This is a genomic window from Duganella rhizosphaerae, from assembly GCF_040364205.1.
GTDB classification, from domain to species: domain Bacteria; phylum Pseudomonadota; class Gammaproteobacteria; order Burkholderiales; family Burkholderiaceae_D; genus Rugamonas; species Rugamonas rhizosphaerae.
Map to the genome: position 1 here is coordinate 100097 of NZ_BPWK01000014.1, position 18487 is coordinate 118583.

Annotated in this window: 13 protein-coding genes; 11 read left to right on the plus strand and 2 right to left on the minus strand. The window is 67.3% G+C overall.

Going from position 1 to position 18487, the window contains the following annotated elements:
* Positions 1-21: 21 nt before the first annotated feature.
* From RUGAMON1_RS25035 to RUGAMON1_RS25070, 8 genes are all read left to right on the plus strand, one after another.
* Entirely contained in the window at positions 22-789 is a 768-nt protein-coding gene (locus tag RUGAMON1_RS25035; RefSeq protein ID WP_445233069.1) for a coniferyl-alcohol dehydrogenase, read from the plus strand.
* 63 nt (positions 790-852) lie between these two features.
* The gene (locus RUGAMON1_RS25040; RefSeq protein ID WP_445233070.1) at positions 853-2556 is read left to right on the plus strand and encodes a DUF1302 domain-containing protein; all 1704 of its coding nucleotides are present in this window, start codon (positions 853-855) and stop codon (positions 2554-2556) included.
* 13 nt (positions 2557-2569) lie between these two features.
* The gene (locus RUGAMON1_RS25045) at positions 2570-3934 is read left to right on the plus strand and encodes a DUF1329 domain-containing protein (RefSeq protein WP_445233071.1); all 1365 of its coding nucleotides are present in this window, start codon (positions 2570-2572) and stop codon (positions 3932-3934) included.
* A gap of 15 nt (positions 3935-3949) precedes the next feature.
* Entirely contained in the window at positions 3950-5089 is a 1140-nt protein-coding gene (locus tag RUGAMON1_RS25050) for a YCF48-related protein (RefSeq protein WP_445233072.1), read from the plus strand.
* A 36-nt stretch (positions 5090-5125) separates the two neighbouring features.
* A complete protein-coding gene (locus RUGAMON1_RS25055; protein WP_445233073.1) occupies positions 5126-7555 on the plus strand; it encodes an efflux RND transporter permease subunit in 2430 nt (809 codons plus the stop codon).
* Between the two features lie 4 nt (positions 7556-7559).
* Positions 7560-9194: a methyl-accepting chemotaxis protein gene (locus tag RUGAMON1_RS25060; protein ID WP_445233074.1), complete on the plus strand. Its 1635-nt coding sequence runs from the start codon at positions 7560-7562 to the stop codon at positions 9192-9194.
* A complete protein-coding gene (locus tag RUGAMON1_RS25065; RefSeq protein ID WP_445233075.1) occupies positions 9187-11079 on the plus strand; it encodes a carboxylesterase/lipase family protein in 1893 nt (630 codons plus the stop codon). Before RUGAMON1_RS25060 ends, RUGAMON1_RS25065 begins: the two co-directional genes overlap by 8 nt.
* Entirely contained in the window at positions 11076-12359 is a 1284-nt protein-coding gene (locus RUGAMON1_RS25070; protein ID WP_445233076.1) for a thiolase family protein, read from the plus strand. The genes RUGAMON1_RS25065 and RUGAMON1_RS25070 overlap by 4 nt, the downstream gene beginning before the upstream one ends.
* On the opposite strand, the gene RUGAMON1_RS25075 is transcribed toward RUGAMON1_RS25070, so the two are convergent.
* The gene (locus RUGAMON1_RS25075; protein ID WP_116988942.1) at positions 12336-12791 is read right to left on the minus strand and encodes a MarR family winged helix-turn-helix transcriptional regulator; all 456 of its coding nucleotides are present in this window, start codon (positions 12789-12791) and stop codon (positions 12336-12338) included. The genes RUGAMON1_RS25070 and RUGAMON1_RS25075 overlap by 24 nt on opposite strands.
* A 119-nt stretch (positions 12792-12910) precedes the next feature.
* On the opposite strand from RUGAMON1_RS25075, the gene RUGAMON1_RS25080 reads away from it, so the two are divergent.
* The 3 genes from RUGAMON1_RS25080 to RUGAMON1_RS25090 are packed head-to-tail and all read left to right on the plus strand — an operon-like array spanning position 12911 to position 17114.
* Complete coding sequence (locus tag RUGAMON1_RS25080) at positions 12911-13744, plus strand: p-hydroxycinnamoyl CoA hydratase/lyase (protein WP_445233077.1); 834 nt, start codon at positions 12911-12913, stop codon at positions 13742-13744.
* A 35-nt stretch (positions 13745-13779) separates the two neighbouring features.
* On the plus strand, positions 13780-15234 hold the full coding sequence (locus tag RUGAMON1_RS25085; RefSeq protein WP_445233078.1) for an aldehyde dehydrogenase: 1455 nt from the start codon (positions 13780-13782) through the stop codon (positions 15232-15234).
* 14 nt (positions 15235-15248) lie between these two features.
* Positions 15249-17114, plus strand: a complete 1866-nt coding sequence (locus tag RUGAMON1_RS25090) for a feruloyl-CoA synthase (RefSeq protein ID WP_445233079.1) — start codon at positions 15249-15251, stop codon at positions 17112-17114.
* 20 nt (positions 17115-17134) lie between these two features.
* Here the strand turns inward: RUGAMON1_RS25090 and RUGAMON1_RS25095 are convergent, their stop codons facing one another.
* On the minus strand, positions 17135-18472 hold the full coding sequence (locus tag RUGAMON1_RS25095; RefSeq protein ID WP_445233080.1) for an MFS transporter: 1338 nt from the start codon (positions 18470-18472) through the stop codon (positions 17135-17137).
* Between the last annotated feature and the right edge of the window lie 15 nt (positions 18473-18487).

Sequence of the window (18487 nt, forward strand, 5' to 3'; positions counted from 1 at the left end):
CACCACCAACAAGGAGACCACATGAAGTTACGTAACAAGACCATCGTCGTCACCGGCGCCGCATCTGGCATCGGCGCCGAAGTGGCGCGCCTGGCGCGCTTCGAAGGCGCCACCGTGATCGGCATGGACCGCACCGAGCCTGGCCTGACACTGGACGGTTTCGTCGCCGTCGACCTGGGCCAGACCGCCAGCATCGACGCCGCCGTGGCCCAGCTGCCGCAGCGCGTGGACGCGCTGTGCAACATCGCCGGTGTGCCAGGCACCGCCGACCCGGCGCTGCTGGCGCGGGTCAACTATCTCGGGCTGCGCCACCTGACCGAGGCCGTGCTGCCGCGCATGCCGGCCGGCGGCTCCATCGTCAACGTCGCTTCCATCCTGGGCGCGGAGTGGGCGGAGCGGCTGGACCTGCACAAGCAGCTGGCCGCCGTGCGCGGCTACACAGAAGGCCAGGCCTGGCTGGACGCGCATCCCGTACCGGCCGACACCTGCTACCAGTACTTCAAGGAGGCGCTGATCGTCTGGACCTACGTCCAGTCGCAGAAATGGTTCATGCAGCACTCGGTGCGCATGAACAGCGTGGCGCCCGGCCCTGTCTTCACACCCATCCTGGGCGACTTCATCTCCATGCTGGGCGAAGAGCGCGTACAGCGCGACGCCCACCGCATGAAGCGCCCGGCCTATGCCGACGAAGTCGCCGCCGCCATCAGCTTCCTGTGCAGCGACGAATCGCGCTGGATCAGCGGCATCAACCTGCCCGTGGATGGAGGGTTGGCTTCGACCTTTATCTGATGCCTGTCATCCGCCCGGCCGCGCGTCAGCGGCCATACAAAACTATAAACTAGGAGACTGACAATGCAAGCGAACAAACGCCTGAGTCCAACCCTGTTGGCATTGGCCGTGGCGGCCGCCATGCCGGCCGCCCACGCCTTCGAGTTCGACACCGACAATCCCGACCTCAAGATCAGCTGGAACAATACCTTCAAATACAGCAGCGCCTACCGCCTCAAGGACGCCGACGCGCGCCTGCTGGCGGGCGGCTATCCATCGTCCGGCGCCGGCGACTTCACCGGCTACAACATCGACGACGGCAACCAGAACTTCCGCCGCAAGGGCATCGTCTCCAGCCGCATCGACTGGCTGTCCGAGTTCGACGCCGGCACCCGCAACCTGGGCATGCGCGTCAGCGCCGCCGCCTGGTACGACGCCTCGTACAACCGCAGCAACGACAACGGCTCCTACGCCAGCAACGCCGCCACGCTGACCGGCAAGGCCGGCAACGAATTCACCGACGGCACCCGCCTGCTACACGGCCGCAACGCCGAACTGCTGGACGCTTTCGTCTTCGCCAAGGGCTCATTGGGCGAGCTGCCCGGCACCGTGCGCGTCGGGCGCCACACGCTGCAATATGGCGAAAGCCTGTTCTTCGGCGCCAACGGCATCGCCAACGCGCAGGGGCCGGTCGACCTGGTCAAGCTGCTCAGCGTACCGGGCGCGCAGTTCAAGGAGATCCTGCGGCCGGTCAACCAGGTCTCGGGCCAGCTGCAGGTGCTGCCCAACGTGTCGATCGGCGGCTACTACCAGTTCGAATGGCGCCCCACCCAGATACCGGGCGTCGGCAGCTATCTCAGCTCCTACGACGCCGCCGGCGCCGGCAGCAGCGCCTTCCTGGTGGCGCCGACCAACAGCGGCGCGCCGGCCTTCTACACCGTCGCCGACATGAAGGCCAAGAATTCGGGCCAGGGCGGCCTGCAAGTGAAGTTCTCGCCGGCCGGCTCCGACGTCGAATACGGCTTCTACGCCGCGCGCTACCACGATAAGACGCCCTACTTCTACCTGGGCTTCAAGCCCGGATTCCCGCCCGGCGCGCCATCCACCGTGCAGGCCGTGTACGCGGAAGGCATCCGCACCTTCGGCGCCAGCGCCAGCACCGTGCTGCTGGGCGCGAACGTGGCGGCTGAAGTCTCGGTGCGCCGCAACACGCCGCTGGTCAGCGACCCGACGCCCAACTTCCTGTCGCGCGCCGGCACCGGCGTGTTCGCCGACAACAGCGGTAATCCCGCCTACGCGGTCGGCAATACGGCGCACGTCAACCTGTCGGCGATCTACGTGATGCCGACCAATCCCTTCTTCCAGGGCGCTTCGCTGCTGGGGGAACTGGCGTGGAACCGCGCCACCAGCGTGACCTGGCAAGGCTCGCTCGATCCCAACACCACGCGCGACGCCACCTCCGCGCGCATGATCTTCGAGCCGGCCTACTACCAGGTGATCGATGGTCTCGACCTCTCGATCCCGATCGGCGTCGGCTACAACATCGACGGCCGCTCGCGCGCCGTATTCAACTTCAACGGCGGCAGTTCGCACGGCGGCGACTTCAATATCGGCGTCAACGCCACCTATCACCAGGACTGGAAGTTCGGCATCAGCTACGTGCGCTTCCTCGGCGCGGCAGGCACCTTCCTGAAAAATAATCCGGCCACGAACACGCCCATCCTGAGCTACGCCCAGTCGCTGGCTGACCGCGATTACATCTCCTTCAACATCAAACGCGCATTCTAAGGACAAAACTATAATGAAGACGACCCTGAATTTCGCCGCCGCCCCGCTGGCCCTGGCCCTGGCTTTCGCACTGCCGCATGCCGGCGCCGCTGTCACCGCCGACGAAGCAGCCAAGCTGCACTCCACACTGACGCCGCTGGGCGCCGAAAAAGCCGGCAACAAGGACGGCACCATTCCAGCCTGGGACGGCGTCTACACCAAGGTGCCGGCAGGTTTCAAGGTGGGCGACTTCCGCGCCGATCCCTTCTCCGCCGAGAAGCCGACGCTGGCCATCACCGGCAAGAACGTCGACCAGTATGCGGCCAAGTTGTCCGCCGCTACCGTGGCGCTGCTGAAGAAATATCCCACCTACCGCATCGACGTCTACCCGACCCACCGCACCGGCGGCGCGCCGGCCTGGGTATATGAAAACACCCTCAAGAACGCCACCCGTGCCAAGTCCATCGATGGCGGTTTCGGCGTGGAAGGCGCGTTCGGCGGCATCCCGTTCCCGATTCCTAAAACCGGCTACGAAGCCATCATGAACCACCGCCTGGCCTGGACCGGCGAGACCACCGTGTTCCCCCTGCGGACCACCATCGTCACGCCGGACGGCAAGCGCGCCACCGCCACCGAGGCCGAGCAGACCATCATGCGGCCTTACTACTTCAAGGACGGCAGCCTGGAAAAATTCGATGGCATCTATCAGTTCGGCCGCCTGATCACGCGCGCGCCGGCATCCAAGGCCGGCGAAGGCATCCTGGTTCACGACGGCATCAGCGAGACGCAACCGCGCGCCATCTGGCAGTACCTTGTGGGCCAGCGCCGCGTGCGGCGCGCGCCGTCGGTGTCCTACGATACGCCCGACTCGGTCACTTCCGGCATCGGCCTGTTCGACGAGGCGTTCATGCTGTTCGGCCCTATCGACCACCATGAGCTCAAGCTGGTCGGCAAGAAGGAGATGTACATCCCATATAACAACAACCGCGCCGCCTCTGCCAAGATCAGCGACCTGGTTGGGCCGCAGTTCCTCAATCCCGACCTGGTGCGCTGGGAACTGCACCGCGTGTGGGAGGTGGAGGCAAGCCTGATCCCCGGCAAGCGCCACGTGGTCACCAAACGCCGCTACTACCTGGACGAGGATACGTGGCAGATCATCATGGTAGACGGCTATGACGCGCAAGGCCAGATCTGGCGCGGCAACTACACGCTGACGCTGCTGGCGCCGGACGTCCCAGCCGTGGTGGGCAACGTCATGTGGGGAACCTACAACGTGCAGACCGGCGCCTATCTGCTGAACGAGGCATCCAACGACCTCGCGAGCCAATACAAGACCATCCCGCGCCTGCCGGCCAGCTATTTCGGCCCCGAGGAACTGGCCAACCAGGGCTCACGCTAAGTGAAGGGGCGCTCGATGAACAAGTTGAATCCACACGCGGCCCGCCGCGCGGCGCTGGCGGCGTTGTTCGCCGGGTTGTTCGCCGCCTCCTGCGCGTTGACGCCGGGTGCTCGGGCCGAAGGCGTCGCCGCTACGTCGGCCGTTCCTGCAGCGTTAACGCAGCCGGCGCTGGTCACGCCCAAGGCCTTGAACGCGGCCATGCTGTCCATCGCCGCCGCCGGCCAGCGGCTGGTGGCGGCCGGCGAGCGTGGCACCATCCTGTACTCGGATGATGCTGGCGTCTCCTGGCGCCAGGCCAGCGTACCGGTCGGGGTCAGCCTGACGGCCGTGCAGTTCATCGACGCCCGGCAAGGGTGGGCGGTCGGCCATCAGGGCGTTGTGCTGCATAGCGCCGACGGCGGCGCCACCTGGAGCAAGCAACTGGATGGCATCCAGGCAGCCGCGCTGGTGCTCAAAGCGGCCGCCGATGTCACGCCCCAGGACCGGGAGCGCGCCCTGGCCGACGCCCGGCATCTGGTGGCGGACGGCCCGGACAAACCCTTCCTGGACCTGCACTTCGCCAACTCCCGCAGTGGCTACGTGCTGGGCGCCTATAACCTGCTGTTCAAGACCGACGACGGCGGCGCCACCTGGCAACCGTGGCAGCAGCATGTCGCCAATCCCAAGGGCCTGCACCTGTACGGCATGCGCGGCGCGGGCAACACGCTCTATCTGGCCGGCGAACAGGGCCTGCTGCTGCGCTCCACCGACCAGGGGGCCAGCTTCAGCGCCCTCGCCAGTCCATACAAGGGCAGCTACTTCGGCCTGCTGACCACGCGCGGCGGCGCGCTGGTCGCCTACGGCCTACGCGGCAACGCCTACTGGTCCGGCGACCAGGGCGCCAGCTGGAGCAAGGTCGATACCGGTGTCCAGGCGTCGCTGGCCGGTGGCGCCGAACTGGCCGACGGCGCCCTGGTGCTGGTCAGCCAAGGTGGCGACGTGCTGCTCAGCCGCGACCAGGGGCGCAGCTTCGCCGCGCAGACCGGCGCCGCCCTGCCCCCGGCCTTGCCGCTGGCCGCCGTGGCGCAAGCCAGCGACGGCGCAGTGGTGGTGGCCGGGCTGCGCGGCCTGCGCCGGGTACCCGCGCCCGCACCCGCACCCGCACCACAGCGCTAGCACGCTCCCCCTTTACACGAATATGGCTGGAACATCATGCACACAGATCAAGATTTGGAACAACAGCCGGTAGTACGGCGGCTACAGGACTTCGACACCCGCTCCGGCAACCTGGGCGAACGCGCGCTGTTCAACTACCGGCCGCTGGTCATCCTGCTTTGCCTGCTAGCGACCATCGTGCTGGGCTACCAGGCCACGCGCATCAAGCTCAATGCCAGCTTCGAGAAGATGATCCCCAGCGCCCATCCCTACGTGGTCAACTACCTGGCCAACAAGGCCGATCTGAATGGACTGGGCAACTCGGTGCGCATCGCCGTCGAGGCGAACGGCGGCACCATCTACGACCGCGCCTACCTCGACACCCTGCAACGCCTGAACGATGAAGTGTTCCTGCTGCCGGGCGTGGACCGCCCCTTCATGAAATCGCTGTGGACGCCCAGCACGCGCTGGGCCGCCGTGACCGAAGAAGGCCTGGACGGCGGCACCGTGATCCCGGACGGCTACGACGGCTCGGCCGATAGCCTGGCGCAGCTGCGCGCCAACGTCGCCCGTTCCGGCGAAATCGGCCAGTTGGTGGCGGCCGACTTCAAGTCCAGCATCGTCTTCGTGCCGCTGCTGGAGCAGAATCCGCAGACCGGCCAGGCACTCGACTACGGCGCCATGTCGGAGCGGCTGGAGCAGATCCGCACCAAGTACCAGAAGGAAGGCGTACGTATCCACATCACCGGCTTCGCCAAGATCGTCGGCGACTTGATCGAAGGCCTGCAACAGGTGCTGATGTTCTTCCTGCTGGCGATCGCCATCGCCGGCGCGGTGCTGTTCTGGTACACGCGCTGCTGGCGCAGCACCACGCTGGTGGTCATGTGTTCGCTGGTGGCGGTGCTGTGGCAGTGCGGCCTGCTGGCGGCGCTGCACTATGAACTCGATCCGTATTCCGTGCTGGTGCCCTTCCTGGTGTTCGCCATCGGCATGAGCCACGGCGCCCAGAAAATGAACGGCATCATGCAGGACGTGGGCCGTGGCACGCATCGCGTGGTGGCGGCGCGCTACACCTTCCGCCGCCTGTTCGCCGCAGGCCTCACCGCGCTGTTGTGCGACGCGGTCGGCTTCGCGGTGCTGGTCAGCATCCAGATCAAGGTGATCCAGGACCTGGCCATCATTGCCAGCATCGGCGTGGCGGTGCTGATCTTCACCAACCTGGTGCTGCTGCCGGTGCTGCTGTCGTACACCGGCGTCAGCGCCAAGGCCGCCGCGCGCAGCCTGCAGGCCGACAGCGCCGATGGCGCGGCCCAACCCTGGCTGTGGACCTTCCTCGACCGCTTCACGCAGCGCCGCTGGGCCACCGTCACGGTGGCCGCCAGCATGCTGCTGGGCGGCCTGGGCTACCTGTACAGCCTTAACCTGAAGGTGGGCGACCTCGATCCCGGCGCACCGGAACTGCGCGCCGACTCGCGCTATAACCGCGACAACGGCTTCATGGTCGCCAACTACGCCGCCAGTTCCGACATCTTGGTAGTAATGATCAAGACCGCGCCCGACCAGTGCACCCGCTACGCCACGCTGGCCAGCGTGGACAAGCTGGCATGGCAGCTGGAGCAGTTGCCCGGCGTCGACTCGACCAACTCGATGGCGGCGTTGAGCAAGCTGGCCACCACCGGCTACAACGAGGGCAACTTCAAATGGTATGACCTGATCCCCAACGCCGGCGCGCTCGGCGCAGTGCAGACCAGGGCCCCGCGCGAACTGTTCAACCAGAGCTGCTCGCTGCTGTCGCTGTACGTCTACCTGAAGGACCACAAGGCCGCCACGCTGACCCGCGTGGTCGACGCGGTCGAAACCTTTGCCACCGCCCACAACACACCGGAGGTGCAGTTCCAGCTAGCCGCCGGCAGCGCCGGCATCGAGGCCGCCACCAACATCGTCGTCAAGCAGGCCATGCACGACATGCTGTTCTGGGTCTACGGCGCGGTGATCCTGCTGTGCTACGCCACCTTCCGCAGCTGGCGCGCGGTGCTGGTGGCCATCCTGCCGCTGGTGCTCACCTCCATCCTGTGCGAGGTTCTGATGGTGTTGCTGGGCATGGGCGTCAAGGTCGCCACGCTGCCGGTGATAGCGCTCGGCGTCGGCATCGGCGTGGACTACGCGCTGTATGTGCTGAGCGTGATGCTGACCCGCATGCGCGCCGGCGCCAGTCTGTCCGCCGCCTACCTGCATGCGCTGCGCTTCACCGGCCGGGTGGTGATACTGACCGGCGTGACGCTGGCCGTGGCGGTCGCCACCTGGCTGTTCTCGCCGATCAAATTCCAGGCCGACATGGGCATCCTGCTGGCCTTCATGTTCCTGTGGAATATGGTGGGCGCGCTGGTGCTGGTGCCGGCGCTGGCCTACTTCCTGATGCCGCCCAAGCCCGCGCGCCGGGACACGCCAGAGCAGGCGCAGGAACGCGCCGTGGCCGGGGCCCACTAGCGCCATGGCTACCTCCGACATGAGCATCGGCGCCCGCCTGCGCCTGGGTTTCGGCCTGATCCTGACGCTGCTGGTCGCCGTCGTGGCGCTCGGCTTGGGTCACATGAGCCAGATGAAACAACGCACCGACCAGATCACCCTGGTCGGCAACGTCAAGACCCGGCTCGCCACCCAGATGCGCGACACCGTGTACGAACGCATGATCGCGCTGCGTAACATGGCGCTGATCGGTTCCCTGTCCTACCTCCAGCCGGAGGCGGAACGAATGCAGGACCAGGCCAAACGCTACGCCAGCGCCGAAAAGCGTCTGCGCGAACTGCTGGCCGATGCCGCGACGGCGGAGGAAAGCGCCTTGCTGGCGCAGATCGGCCAGCAAAATACGGCGGCCCAGGCGCCGATCGCACAAGCGATGGATCTGGCCATGCGCAGCGAATCGGACCAGATCTACACCGTGCTGGTCGAACGCCTGCTGCCGGTCCAGACCCGCTGGATGGCGGCGCTGGAACAGCTGGTCGTGCTGGAGACCCGCCAAAGCGAACTGGCCGCATTACAGGGACGCTCGTCCGATGCCGGCGCGCGCGCCTGGATGCTGACGCTGGGTGTAGCGGCCCTGCTGCTGGGCGGCCTGCTGTGCTGGCGCCTGACGCGCGGCATACTCGAACAACTGGGCGGTGAGCCGGCCTACGCGGTCAAGATCGCCGGCCGCACCGCCGCCGGCGATCTGGCGGGCAACGTCAGCTTGCGCGGTGGCGACGCTTCCAGCCTGCTGTTCGCGATGCACACCATGCGCACCGGGTTGGCCTCGATGGTCGGCCAAGTGCGCCGAGGCGCCGACCATATCGCCGGAGCGGCCAGCGAAATCGCCGGCGGCCACCAGGACCTGACTCGGCGCAGCGACAGCCAGCGCAAATCGCTGCGCGCCACCGCCGGTTGTGTCGCGCAGCTGGCGGAGGCCGTGCGCGACAACGCCGGCCACGCGCGCCAGGCTACCGAACTGGCCGCCAACGCCAGCGCGGTGGCGCGTGACGGCGGCAAGGTGGCGGCGGAAGTGATCCTGACGATGGACTCCATCACCAGCTCGGCCCACCGTATCGGCGAAATCATCGGCGTTATCGACGGCATCGCGTTCCAGACCAATATCCTGGCCCTGAACGCGGCGGTCGAAGCGGCGCGCGCCGGCGAACAGGGGCGCGGTTTCGCGGTCGTCGCCGGTGAGGTGCGCAACCTGGCGCAACGCTCCGCCACCGCCGCGCGCGAGATCCGTAGCCTGATCGGCCACTCGGTGAAACAGGTCGAAGCAGGCAACCGGCTGGTCGCGCGCGCAGGCGCCACCATGAACGAGGTGGTCGATAGCGTGCAGCAGGTCAGCGTCATCATCGACCGCATTGCCGCCGCCAGCGTCCAGCAGCAGACCGGCATCGAGCAGGCCGGCGCCGCGCTGCAGGCGATGGAATTGGTGACGCGGCAGAACGCGGAACTGGTCGAACAGGCCACCGGCGCTACCGCAGGCATGCGGCAGCAGGCCGCTGAGCTGGCGCGACTGGTGCACGCCTTCAAACTCGACGACGGCGCCGGCCATGCCACCCCGCCCCGGCCCCAATCCGCGCTCTCACTACAAAAGGAATTCGATCATGCCTGACATCCTGTTCTATGCCGCCAGCGCGCTGGCCCTGGCCATCCTGCTCTGGCGCTTCAGCCGGCCTGCCGCCTCAATCGCCACAATCCCCGTGCCGAGCGCGATACCCTCCGCCGATGCCCTACGCCATATCGCGCTGGGCGATCTGGTGGGCCGCGCCGACCGCCACCAAACCCACGCCTGGCTGGGATTGCCGTACGCCCAGCCCCCGGTTGGCCCGCTGCGCTGGAAGGCGCCGCGTCCGCCGCAGCCCTGGTCCGGCGTGCGCGAGGCGTTGGCCTTCGGCGGGCCCGCACTGCAACTGGCCGGCGCGACGCTGGAATTACCGCCCGATCAGTGGGGCCAGGTGGCCGGCTCGGAAGACTGCCTGACTCTCAATGTATTCGCTCCACAGATGACGGCTGAAGCGGCACACGCCGCCGCGCTGCCGGTGATGTTCTGGATCCACGGCGGCGCCAACACCGCAGGCACCGCCGCCACCTACACCACGCTGCGCAATCTGGCCGGCCAGGACCAGGTACTCGTGGTGTCGGCCAACTACCGCTTGGGCATCCTCGGCTGGTTCAGTCTCGACGAGCTGGCGCAGGACGATGACAGCCCAGCCGACCGCTCCGGCAACTTCGGCACGCTGGACCTGGTCGCAGCGCTGCAATGGGTGCGCCAGCACATCGCGGCTTTCGGCGGCGATCCCGATAACGTCACGGTGTTCGGTGAATCGGCCGGTGGCCTGAATGCCTACACCCTGCTGGCAAGCCCACTGGCCAAGGGCCTGTTCCACCGCGCCATCCTGCAATCGCCGCTGACTGTCAGCTACACGCCGGCGCAGGCCCGCAACTACGCGGACGACATCCAGCCCGGCCACGCCCTCAGTTCGCGCGAGCTGCTGTGCCAGTGGTTGCAGCGCGACGGCCGCGCCGCCGACCGCGCCGCCGCCAAGGCCTTGATCGCATCCATGCCGGCCGCCGACATCGCCGCCTATGTGCGCGGCCTGCCGGCGGCAGCCCTGCTGGCGCCGATCACGCCGGGGGCACTCAGCTTCTACGACGCACCGTGCGTGCTCCAGGACGGCCACGTGCTGCCGGCCATGCCGCTGGCCGAGGTGTTCGCCGACCGTAGCCGCTACAACGCGGTACCGGTCATCATCGGCACCAACCGCGACGAATACAAGCTGTTCATGTCCAACAATCCCGATTATGTGCACATGCTGTTCGGCCGCATTCCGCTGATGCGCAACCGCGCCCGCTACCAGCGCCACGCGGCATACATGTCCGCGTTGTGGCAGGCCGCCGGCGCGCTGGAACCGGCCAGCGCCATGGTGGCCTCGGGCCACCGCGATGTGTGGACCTATCGCTTCGACTGGGACGAGCAACCTGCCGTTCCCTTGATCGCGCCGCGCGTGCTGCTGGGTGCAGCGCACGTGCTGGACGTCGCTTTCGTCCTGCGCGACCTCGATGGCGAGTTCGATCCATTCCGCTCCTTCAACGCCGCCAACCTGCCCGGCCGCAAGGAAGTCTCCGACGCCATGGCCGGCTACTGGACCCACTTCGCCCGCCACGGCGAGCCAGGCAGCGGCCCGGCCGGCGCGCTGCCGGAATGGTGGCGCTGGAGCGGCGACGCCAGCGCCGCACGCCTGATGGTGTTCGACACCAGCGCCGACGGCGGCACCCGCATGGTAGCCCACGAAAACAGCCTGGCCAAGCTGAAGGCGGAGCTGGCGCGCGACCCGGCGCTGCACGACGATCCGCGCGAGCGCTGCGAGCTTTACGGCCGCATGTTCCTGTGGTCGATCTTCGGCCGCTACGAAGCGCCGCACGCGTTGGAAGCCTTCGCCCTCGCCCATGGCTACACCGGCGCAACCGGCCAACTGCGTCCGAGCTACTGGCCATGAACAAGAACGCCAACCAGGGCTTCTTCCAGGGCTACGACGACCTGTGGCTGATCAACGGCCTGCGCACGCCGCTGGCCGACTACTGCGGCGCCTTCAGCCAGGTCTCGCCCACGGATCTCGGCATCAAGGCCGCGCGCGCGGTCCTCAAGCGCAGCGGCGTGCCGGCCTCCGACATCGGCTCCGTCATCAGCGGCAGCATGGCGCCGGGCGACTGCTACCAGTACATGCTGCCGCGCCATATAGGCCTGTACGCCGGCGTGCCGTTGACGGTGCCGGCGCTGAACGTGCAGCGCATCTGCGGCACCGGTTTCGAGTTGTTCCGCCAGGCCGGCGACCAGATCGCGCTGGGCTACACCGACGCCGCGCTGGTGGTGGGAACCGAATCGATGACGCGCAATCCGATCGCCGCCTTCAACCACCGCAGCGGTTTCAAACTGGGCGCGCCGGTCGGCTTCGAGGACTTCCTGTGGGAAGCGCTGACCGACCCCGCTCCCGGCATCACGATGCCGCAGACCGCCGAGAACCTGGCGCGCCGCTACGGCATCACGCGCGCCGAGGTGGATAAATTCGCCGCCATGTCGCACGCCCGCGCGCTCGACGCCAGGACGGCCGGCTTCCACGCTGGCGAGATCGTCGCCGTCGGCAACGAGGTCTTCACGCTGGACGACTATGCCGACCGCCGCATCCGCCTGAGCGGCCCAGTGACGGAACTGGCCCAGGACACCCATCCGCGCATCTCGCCGCCGTCGGTGCTGGCCACGCTGCGCCCGCTCTATCCGCACGGTGTGCAGACCGGCGGCAACAGCTGCGCGCTGGCCGATGGCGCGGCGGCGGCCATCGTCGCTTCCGGCGCCTATGCCATGCATGGCGGACACCGGCCGCAGGCGCGCATCGTCGCGGCGGCGGTGGTCGGCGTGCCACCCGAGGTGATGGGCATCGGCCCCGCGCCGGCGATCCGTTTGCTGCTCGACCGCTGCGGATTGAGTACGCAGCAAATCGGCCTGTTCGAAATCAATGAAGCGCAAGGCGCGCAGATCATCGCGGTGGAGCGCGAACTGAAGCTGGACCGGGAACGCCTCAACATCCACGGCGGCGCGATTGCATTGGGCCATCCGCTGGCGGCGACCGGCGTGCGCCTGACCATCACGCTGGCGCGTGCGCTCGACCTGCGGCGCCAGCGCTACGGCGTGGCGGCGGCCTGCGTCGGCGGTGGCCAGGGCATCGCCCTGCTGCTGGAAAACCCGCGCTGGCGGCAATTACAAGACGATGGCGCTCAGTGAACGCAGCAGCACGCGCAATTGCGCATGCAGTTCGCCGCGCTGGTCGGCGTCCAGTTCGGCCAGCATCGCGCGCTCCAGCTCCGCCACCGCGGCGTCGCCCTGGCGCAGCAAGGCGCTGCCTTCGTCGCTGAGGCGCAGATGGATGATGCGGCCATGATTGGCGTCGGCCTGGCGCACCACCCAGCCGCGCGCCTCCATCGCCTTGACCATCTCGTTGGCCGATTGCGGCGAGATCATCGAACGCTCGGCCAGCTGTGCGTTCGACAGCTGCTGCTGGGTGTCGAGCACCGACAGCGCCGTGTACTGGGCCGCCGTCATGCCCAGCAAACCGAGGCTGTCGCGCAGGCGCCGGCTCAGCACATGGTCGATGCGGCCAATCAGGTAGGCGATGCCGGTGGGTTTGTCGTGCGCGGCGGAAGGAGGTTTTTTCATCGTGATCCAGAATTCAAAAGAAAGCGTTCGAAAAGCGCTTGCATTACAGCCCAAGCAGCATATATTATAAGTCACGTATCAGGCAACCTGATATCAACCTAACATAAAGTGAGACCAAAATGAGCCAATACGACAACCGCTGGAGCACCGTAAAAGTCGACATCACCGGCGGCATCGCCTGGGTGACCCTGAACCGTCCCGAAAAGCGCAACGCCATGAGCCCGACGCTGAACCGCGAAATGATCGACGTGCTGGAAACCCTGGAGCAGGATCCCGAAGCGGAAGTGTTGGTGCTGACCGGCGCCGGCGACAGCTGGACCGCCGGCATGGACCTGAAGGAGTACTTCCGCGAAAACGACGGCAAGCCGGAGATCTACCAGGAAAAGCTGCGCCGCGACTGTTCGCAGTGGCAATGGAAGCTGCTGCGCATGTACAGCAAGCCGACCATCGCCATGGTCAACGGCTGGTGCTTCGGTGGCGCCTTCTCGCCGCTGGTCGCCTGCGACCTGGCCATCTCCGCCGACGAAGCCGTGTACGGCCTGTCGGAGATCAACTGGGGCATCCCACCGGGTAACCTGGTCAGCAAAGCGGTCGCCGACACCATGGGCCACCGCCAGGCGCTACACTACATCATGACCGGCGACACCTTCACCGGCAAGGAAGCGGCCGCAATGGGCCTGGTGAACAAGAGCGTGCCGCTGGCGCAGCTGCGCGAAGCGACCATCGAACTGGCGGAAAAGCTGCTGGCCAAGTCGCCGACCGTGCTGCGCATCGCCAAGAACGGTTTCAAGCGCTGTCGCGAACTGACCTGGGAGCAGAATGAGGACTACCTGTACGCCAAAGTCGACCAGTCCAACTACCGCGACCCGGAAAAAGGCCGCGCCCAGGGCCTCAAGCAGTTCCTGGACGATAAGACCATCAAACCAGGCCTGCAAACCTACAAGCGCGCATAAGACGCACATCACGCCAACAACACAGGAGATACGCCATGCTTGAAGCCCGTTTGCTGATCGGAGGCCTGGACCAGGCCTCATCCACCGGCGCCACTTACCAGCGCCTCAACCCGGCCACCGGCGACACCGCCTCGGTGGCGGCCGCCGCCACGCTGGACGATGCCGACGCCGCCGTCGCCGCCGCGCAGGCGGCCTTCCCCGGTTGGTCCGCCACCGCGCCGGGCGAACGTCGCCGCCTGCTGCTCAAGGCGGCCGACTGCCTGCAGGCGCGCGCGCCCGAGTTCATCGCGGCCGGCGTGGCCGAAGCGGGCGGCGTGGCCGGCTGGTACGGCTTCAACGTGATGCTGGCCTCCTCCATGCTGCGCGAAGCGGCATCGCTCACCACCCAGATCGCCGGCGAGGTGATCCCCTCCGACGTGCCGGGCCTGATGGCGATGGGCATGCGCCAGGCTTGCGGCGTGGTGCTGGGCATCGCACCATGGAACGCGCCGGTGATCCTCGGCACACGCGCCATCGCCACGCCTCTGGCCTGCGGCAACACGGTGGTGCTTAAATCGTCCGAGATCTGCCCCGCCGTGCATCGCCTGATCGGCAAGGTGTTCGAGGACGCCGGCTTCCCGCCCGGCGTGGTCAACGTCATCAGCAACGCGCCGCAGGACGCCGCCGCCGTGGTGGCGCGCCTGATCGCCCATCCGGCCGTCAAGCGCATCAACTTCACCGGTTCGACCAAGGTCGGTCGCATCATCGCCCAGCAAGCGGCACAGCACCTGAAACCGGTGGTGCTGGAATTGGGCGGCAAGAATCCGCTGCTGGTGCTGGATGATGCCGACCTCGATGAGGCGGTGCATGCGGCCGCCTTCGGCTCCTTCTTCAACCAGGGGCAGATCTGCATGTCGACCGACCGCATCATCGTCGACAGCAAGGTGGCCGACGCCTTCGTCGAAAAATTGCGCATCAAGACCGCCGGCCTGCGCGCCGGTCTGCCGGGCCAGGAAGGCGCGGTATTGGGCGGCATGGTCGACGCCTCGGCCGCCAGCCGCGTGGCCGCCATGATCGCCGACGCCCAGGCCAAGGGCGCGCAGATCGTCTGCGGCAGCGCCAACAGCGACGGCAACCTGCTGCAACCGGCCATCATCGACCACATCACGCCGGTCATGACGGTGTACCAGGAAGAGTCGTTCGGCCCCATCGTCGGCATCATCCGCGTCGATGGCGACGAGGCAGCCCTGGCCGAGGCCAATGCCAGCGAATATGGTTTGTCCGCAGCAGTATTCAGCCGCGACATCTCGCGCGCGCTGGCGCTGGCACGGCGCATCGAGTCGGGCATCTGCCATATCAACAGCTCCACCGTGGCCGATGAAGCGCAGATGCCGTTCGGCGGCGTCAAGGCTAGCGGCTACGGGCGCTTTGGCGGCAAGGCCGGCATCGCCGAATTCACCGACCTGCGCTGGATCACCATCCAGAGCGGCCACCGCCACTACCCGGTCTGATGGAGGAGCATGCAATGACGCAGCTCCCCACCAACTCCGCAGCGACGCTGGACCTGTCGCGCTATCGTCCGGTGCGCGTCGGCGGCGCGCCGGTGCGGATCGAGACCGACGCCCAAGGCAGCTGGCGCCTGGCGTCGGAGGAAGCACTGGGTGCCTATCCCGACCGCATCACCGATTGCCTGGTGCGCGGCGCCGAGCACCATCCCGACCGCACGCTGGCCGCGCGGCGCGGCGCCGACGGCGCATGGCAGCACCTCAGCTACCGGCAGATGCTGGAACAGGCGCGCGCCGTCGGCCAGGCATTGCTGGACCGGGGCCTGTCGGCCGAACGTCCGCTGATGATCTTGTCCGGTAACGATCTGCAGCACCTGCAACTGGCGCTGGGCGCGCTGTACGCAGGCATCCCGTATTGCCCGGTCTCGCCAGCCGCTTCCGGCGCCGCCACCGACCACGCCAAGCTGACCCATTTCGTGCGCCATCTGACGCCTGGCATGATCTACGCCACCGACGGCGGCGCCTGTGCGGCGGCGTTGGCGGCGGCGGTGCCGGACGACGTCGAGATCGTGATCGACCACGGCGACGCCGGCCGCGCCAGCACGTCGCTGGCGCAATTGCTGGCGACCGCGCCGCGCACGGTGGACGCGGCCAACGCCGCCATCGGCCCGCACACCATCGCCAAGTTCCTGTTCACGTCCGGATCGACCAAGCTGCCCAAGGCGGTGGTCACCACCCAGCGCATGTTGTGCGCCAACCAGCAGATGCTGCTGCAAAGCTTCCCTGCCTTCGGCGACAAGCCGCCGGTGCTCCTGGACTGGCTACCCTGGAGCCACACTTTCGGCGGCAGCCACAATGTCGGCATCGCACTGTACAACGGCGGCAGCTACTACATCGACGACGGCAAGCCCACCGCGCGCGACTTCGCCGTCACGGTGCGCAATCTGAAGGAGATCGCGCCGACGGTGTTCTTCAATGTGCCCAAGGGCTGGGAGCTGCTCACGGCCGCGCTGGACAACGACCCGGAACTGTGCCGCCACTTCTTCTCGCAAATGGAGCTGTTCTTCTTCGCCGGCGCCGGCCTGTCGCAGGCCGCGTGGGATGCGCTGGAACGCGTCAGCGAAAACCGCTGCGGCCAACGGATCCGCATCATGGCCGGCCTGGGCATGACGGAGACGGCGCCCTCCTGCACCTTCACCACCGGCCCGGTGATGATGGCCGGTTATGTGGGTCTGCCGGCGCCGGCCTGCGAGGTCAAGCTGGTGCAGGTGGAAGGCAAGTACGAGGCGCGCTTCCGCGGTCCGCACGTCATGCCAGGCTACTGGCGCGCGCCGCAAGCCACCGCCGACGCCTTCGACGAGGAAGGCTATTACCGCAGCGGCGACGCGGTGCGCTTCGTCGATCCGGCGCGGCCGGAGCTGGGACTGATGTTCGACGGCCGCATCGCCGAGGACTTCAAGCTTAGCAGCGGCACCTTCGTCAGCGTCGGACCGTTGCGGGCGCGTGTCATCAGCGCAGGCGCGCCCTACATCCATGACGTGGTGGTGGCCGGCATCGACCGCGACAGCATAGGCTTGCTGGTGTTCCCGCGCCTGGATCAGTGCCAGCTGCTGTCCGGGCTGGGCGCCGACGCTGACGCCGCCGCCGTCCTGTCCAGCGCCCCGGTGCGCGGCCACTTCCAGCAACTGCTGGCGCAATTGAACGCGGCGGCGACAGGATCGGCGTCCCGCGTCGAACGCATGCTGTTGCTGGAGGAAGCGCCGTCAGTGGCGGCCGGCGAGCAAACCGACAAGGGATCGATCAACCAGCGCCTGGTGCTGGAACGGCGCGCGGCGCTGATCGAGGCAATGTATGCCGGAGCCGGCGCCGCAATACTGAGCGCCTGAGTACAGGCGCCGCCTGCCGGCTACACGCGCACGATCTTACCCAGTTCGTGCATCGGCAGCCGGTAGGTCTCTCGGGCGGTCGCCACGGAGATCGCCGAGACCAGGCTGGTGACCGTCACGAAGGCCGCCACCGGTATCCATCCCCCTGCCCCCGGCTGCAAGATCGCCGCGCTGATGGTCGGCGCGAAGCCGCCCAGCGCGAAGCCGATCTGGGTGCCGATCGCCATGCCGGACAGGCGCACGCGAGTGCTGAACATCTCCCCATACAACGAAGGCCAGACGCCGTTGGCGGCGCTGTAAACCACGCCCGACAGCAGCAGGCCGAAGGTGAACACCAGCGGCAGGTTGACAGTGCTGATGCTCCACATGTAAGGCCAGATCAGCGCCGCCGATCCCAGCGCGCCGAAGATGAACACCGGCTTGCGGCCGACGCGGTCCGACAGCGCGGCGAACAGCGGAATCGCGCCCAGCGCCACCACATTGGCCAGCACCAGCACCGTCAGCATGGTGGTGCGCGGGATGTGCATGGTGTTGACGGCGTAGGACAGCGTGAACACGCTGAAGATCGTGCTCACCACCGACACCAGCGCGGCGAAGATCACCCGCAGCAGATTGGCCTTGTGATCGCGGAACAGCAGCGCCACCGGCATGCGGCTGGGCTGGTGGCCGGACTCCTCGGCGAAGGCCGGCGTCTCAGGCAAGGTGCGGCGCACCCACATACCCACCGCCACCACGATCGCGCTCAGGAAAAAGGGAATGCGCCAGCCCCACGACAGCAGCTGCTCCTCCGGCAGCGTGGACAGCGGCAGGAACACCAGCGTCGCCAGGATCAGACCCGCCTGCGTGCCGCTCAGCGTGAAGCTGGTGAAGAAGGCGCGCCGGTGCGCCGGCGCGTGCTCCAGCGTCATCGAATTGGCGCCGGCCTGCTCACCGGCGGCCGATATCCCCTGCAGCATGCGCAGCACCACCAGCATGATGGGCGCGGCAATGCCGACCTGCCCGTACGTTGGCAGCAGGCCGACCAGGAAGGTGGAAATCCCCATCAGCAGCAAGGTGAAGGTCAGCACCCGCTTGCGGCCATAACGGTCGCCCACGTGGCCCAGCAGCACTGCGCCTATCGGCCGCGTGACATAGCCGACGCCGAAGGTGGCGAAGGCCGCCACGGTGGCCGCCGCAGGGTCGAAGGCGGGGAAGAAGATTTTGCCGAACACCAGCGCCGCCGCCGTGCCATAGATGAAAAAGTCGTAGTATTCGACCGCGCTGCCGATCCAGCTGGCAAAGGCCGCCTTGCGCGGCGAACGTGCCGGCGCCGGTGCTGCCGTCTTGTCAATCTTGTCTCTCGTTGCTGCTGCTGTCATGTCGTCCTCCAGTTA

Excerpts from the sequence above, each read along its gene's own strand:
- RUGAMON1_RS25035 (WP_445233069.1), top strand. The coding sequence starts at position 22 with ATGAAGTTACGTAACAAGACCATCGTCGTCACCGGCGCCGCATCTGGC.
- RUGAMON1_RS25040 (WP_445233070.1), top strand. The coding sequence starts at position 853 with ATGCAAGCGAACAAACGCCTGAGTCCAACCCTGTTGGCATTGGCCGTG.
- RUGAMON1_RS25045 (WP_445233071.1), top strand. The coding sequence starts at position 2,570 with ATGAAGACGACCCTGAATTTCGCCGCCGCCCCGCTGGCCCTGGCCCTG.
- RUGAMON1_RS25050 (WP_445233072.1), top strand. The coding sequence starts at position 3,950 with ATGAACAAGTTGAATCCACACGCGGCCCGCCGCGCGGCGCTGGCGGCG.
- RUGAMON1_RS25055 (WP_445233073.1), top strand. The coding sequence starts at position 5,126 with ATGCACACAGATCAAGATTTGGAACAACAGCCGGTAGTACGGCGGCTA.
- RUGAMON1_RS25060 (WP_445233074.1), top strand. The coding sequence starts at position 7,560 with ATGGCTACCTCCGACATGAGCATCGGCGCCCGCCTGCGCCTGGGTTTC.
- RUGAMON1_RS25065 (WP_445233075.1), top strand. The coding sequence starts at position 9,187 with ATGCCTGACATCCTGTTCTATGCCGCCAGCGCGCTGGCCCTGGCCATC.
- RUGAMON1_RS25070 (WP_445233076.1), top strand. The coding sequence starts at position 11,076 with ATGAACAAGAACGCCAACCAGGGCTTCTTCCAGGGCTACGACGACCTG.
- RUGAMON1_RS25075 (WP_116988942.1), bottom strand. The coding sequence starts at position 12,791 with ATGAAAAAACCTCCTTCCGCCGCGCACGACAAACCCACCGGCATCGCC.
- RUGAMON1_RS25080 (WP_445233077.1), top strand. The coding sequence starts at position 12,911 with ATGAGCCAATACGACAACCGCTGGAGCACCGTAAAAGTCGACATCACC.
- RUGAMON1_RS25085 (WP_445233078.1), top strand. The coding sequence starts at position 13,780 with ATGCTTGAAGCCCGTTTGCTGATCGGAGGCCTGGACCAGGCCTCATCC.
- RUGAMON1_RS25090 (WP_445233079.1), top strand. The coding sequence starts at position 15,249 with ATGACGCAGCTCCCCACCAACTCCGCAGCGACGCTGGACCTGTCGCGC.
- RUGAMON1_RS25095 (WP_445233080.1), bottom strand. The coding sequence starts at position 18,472 with ATGACAGCAGCAGCAACGAGAGACAAGATTGACAAGACGGCAGCACCG.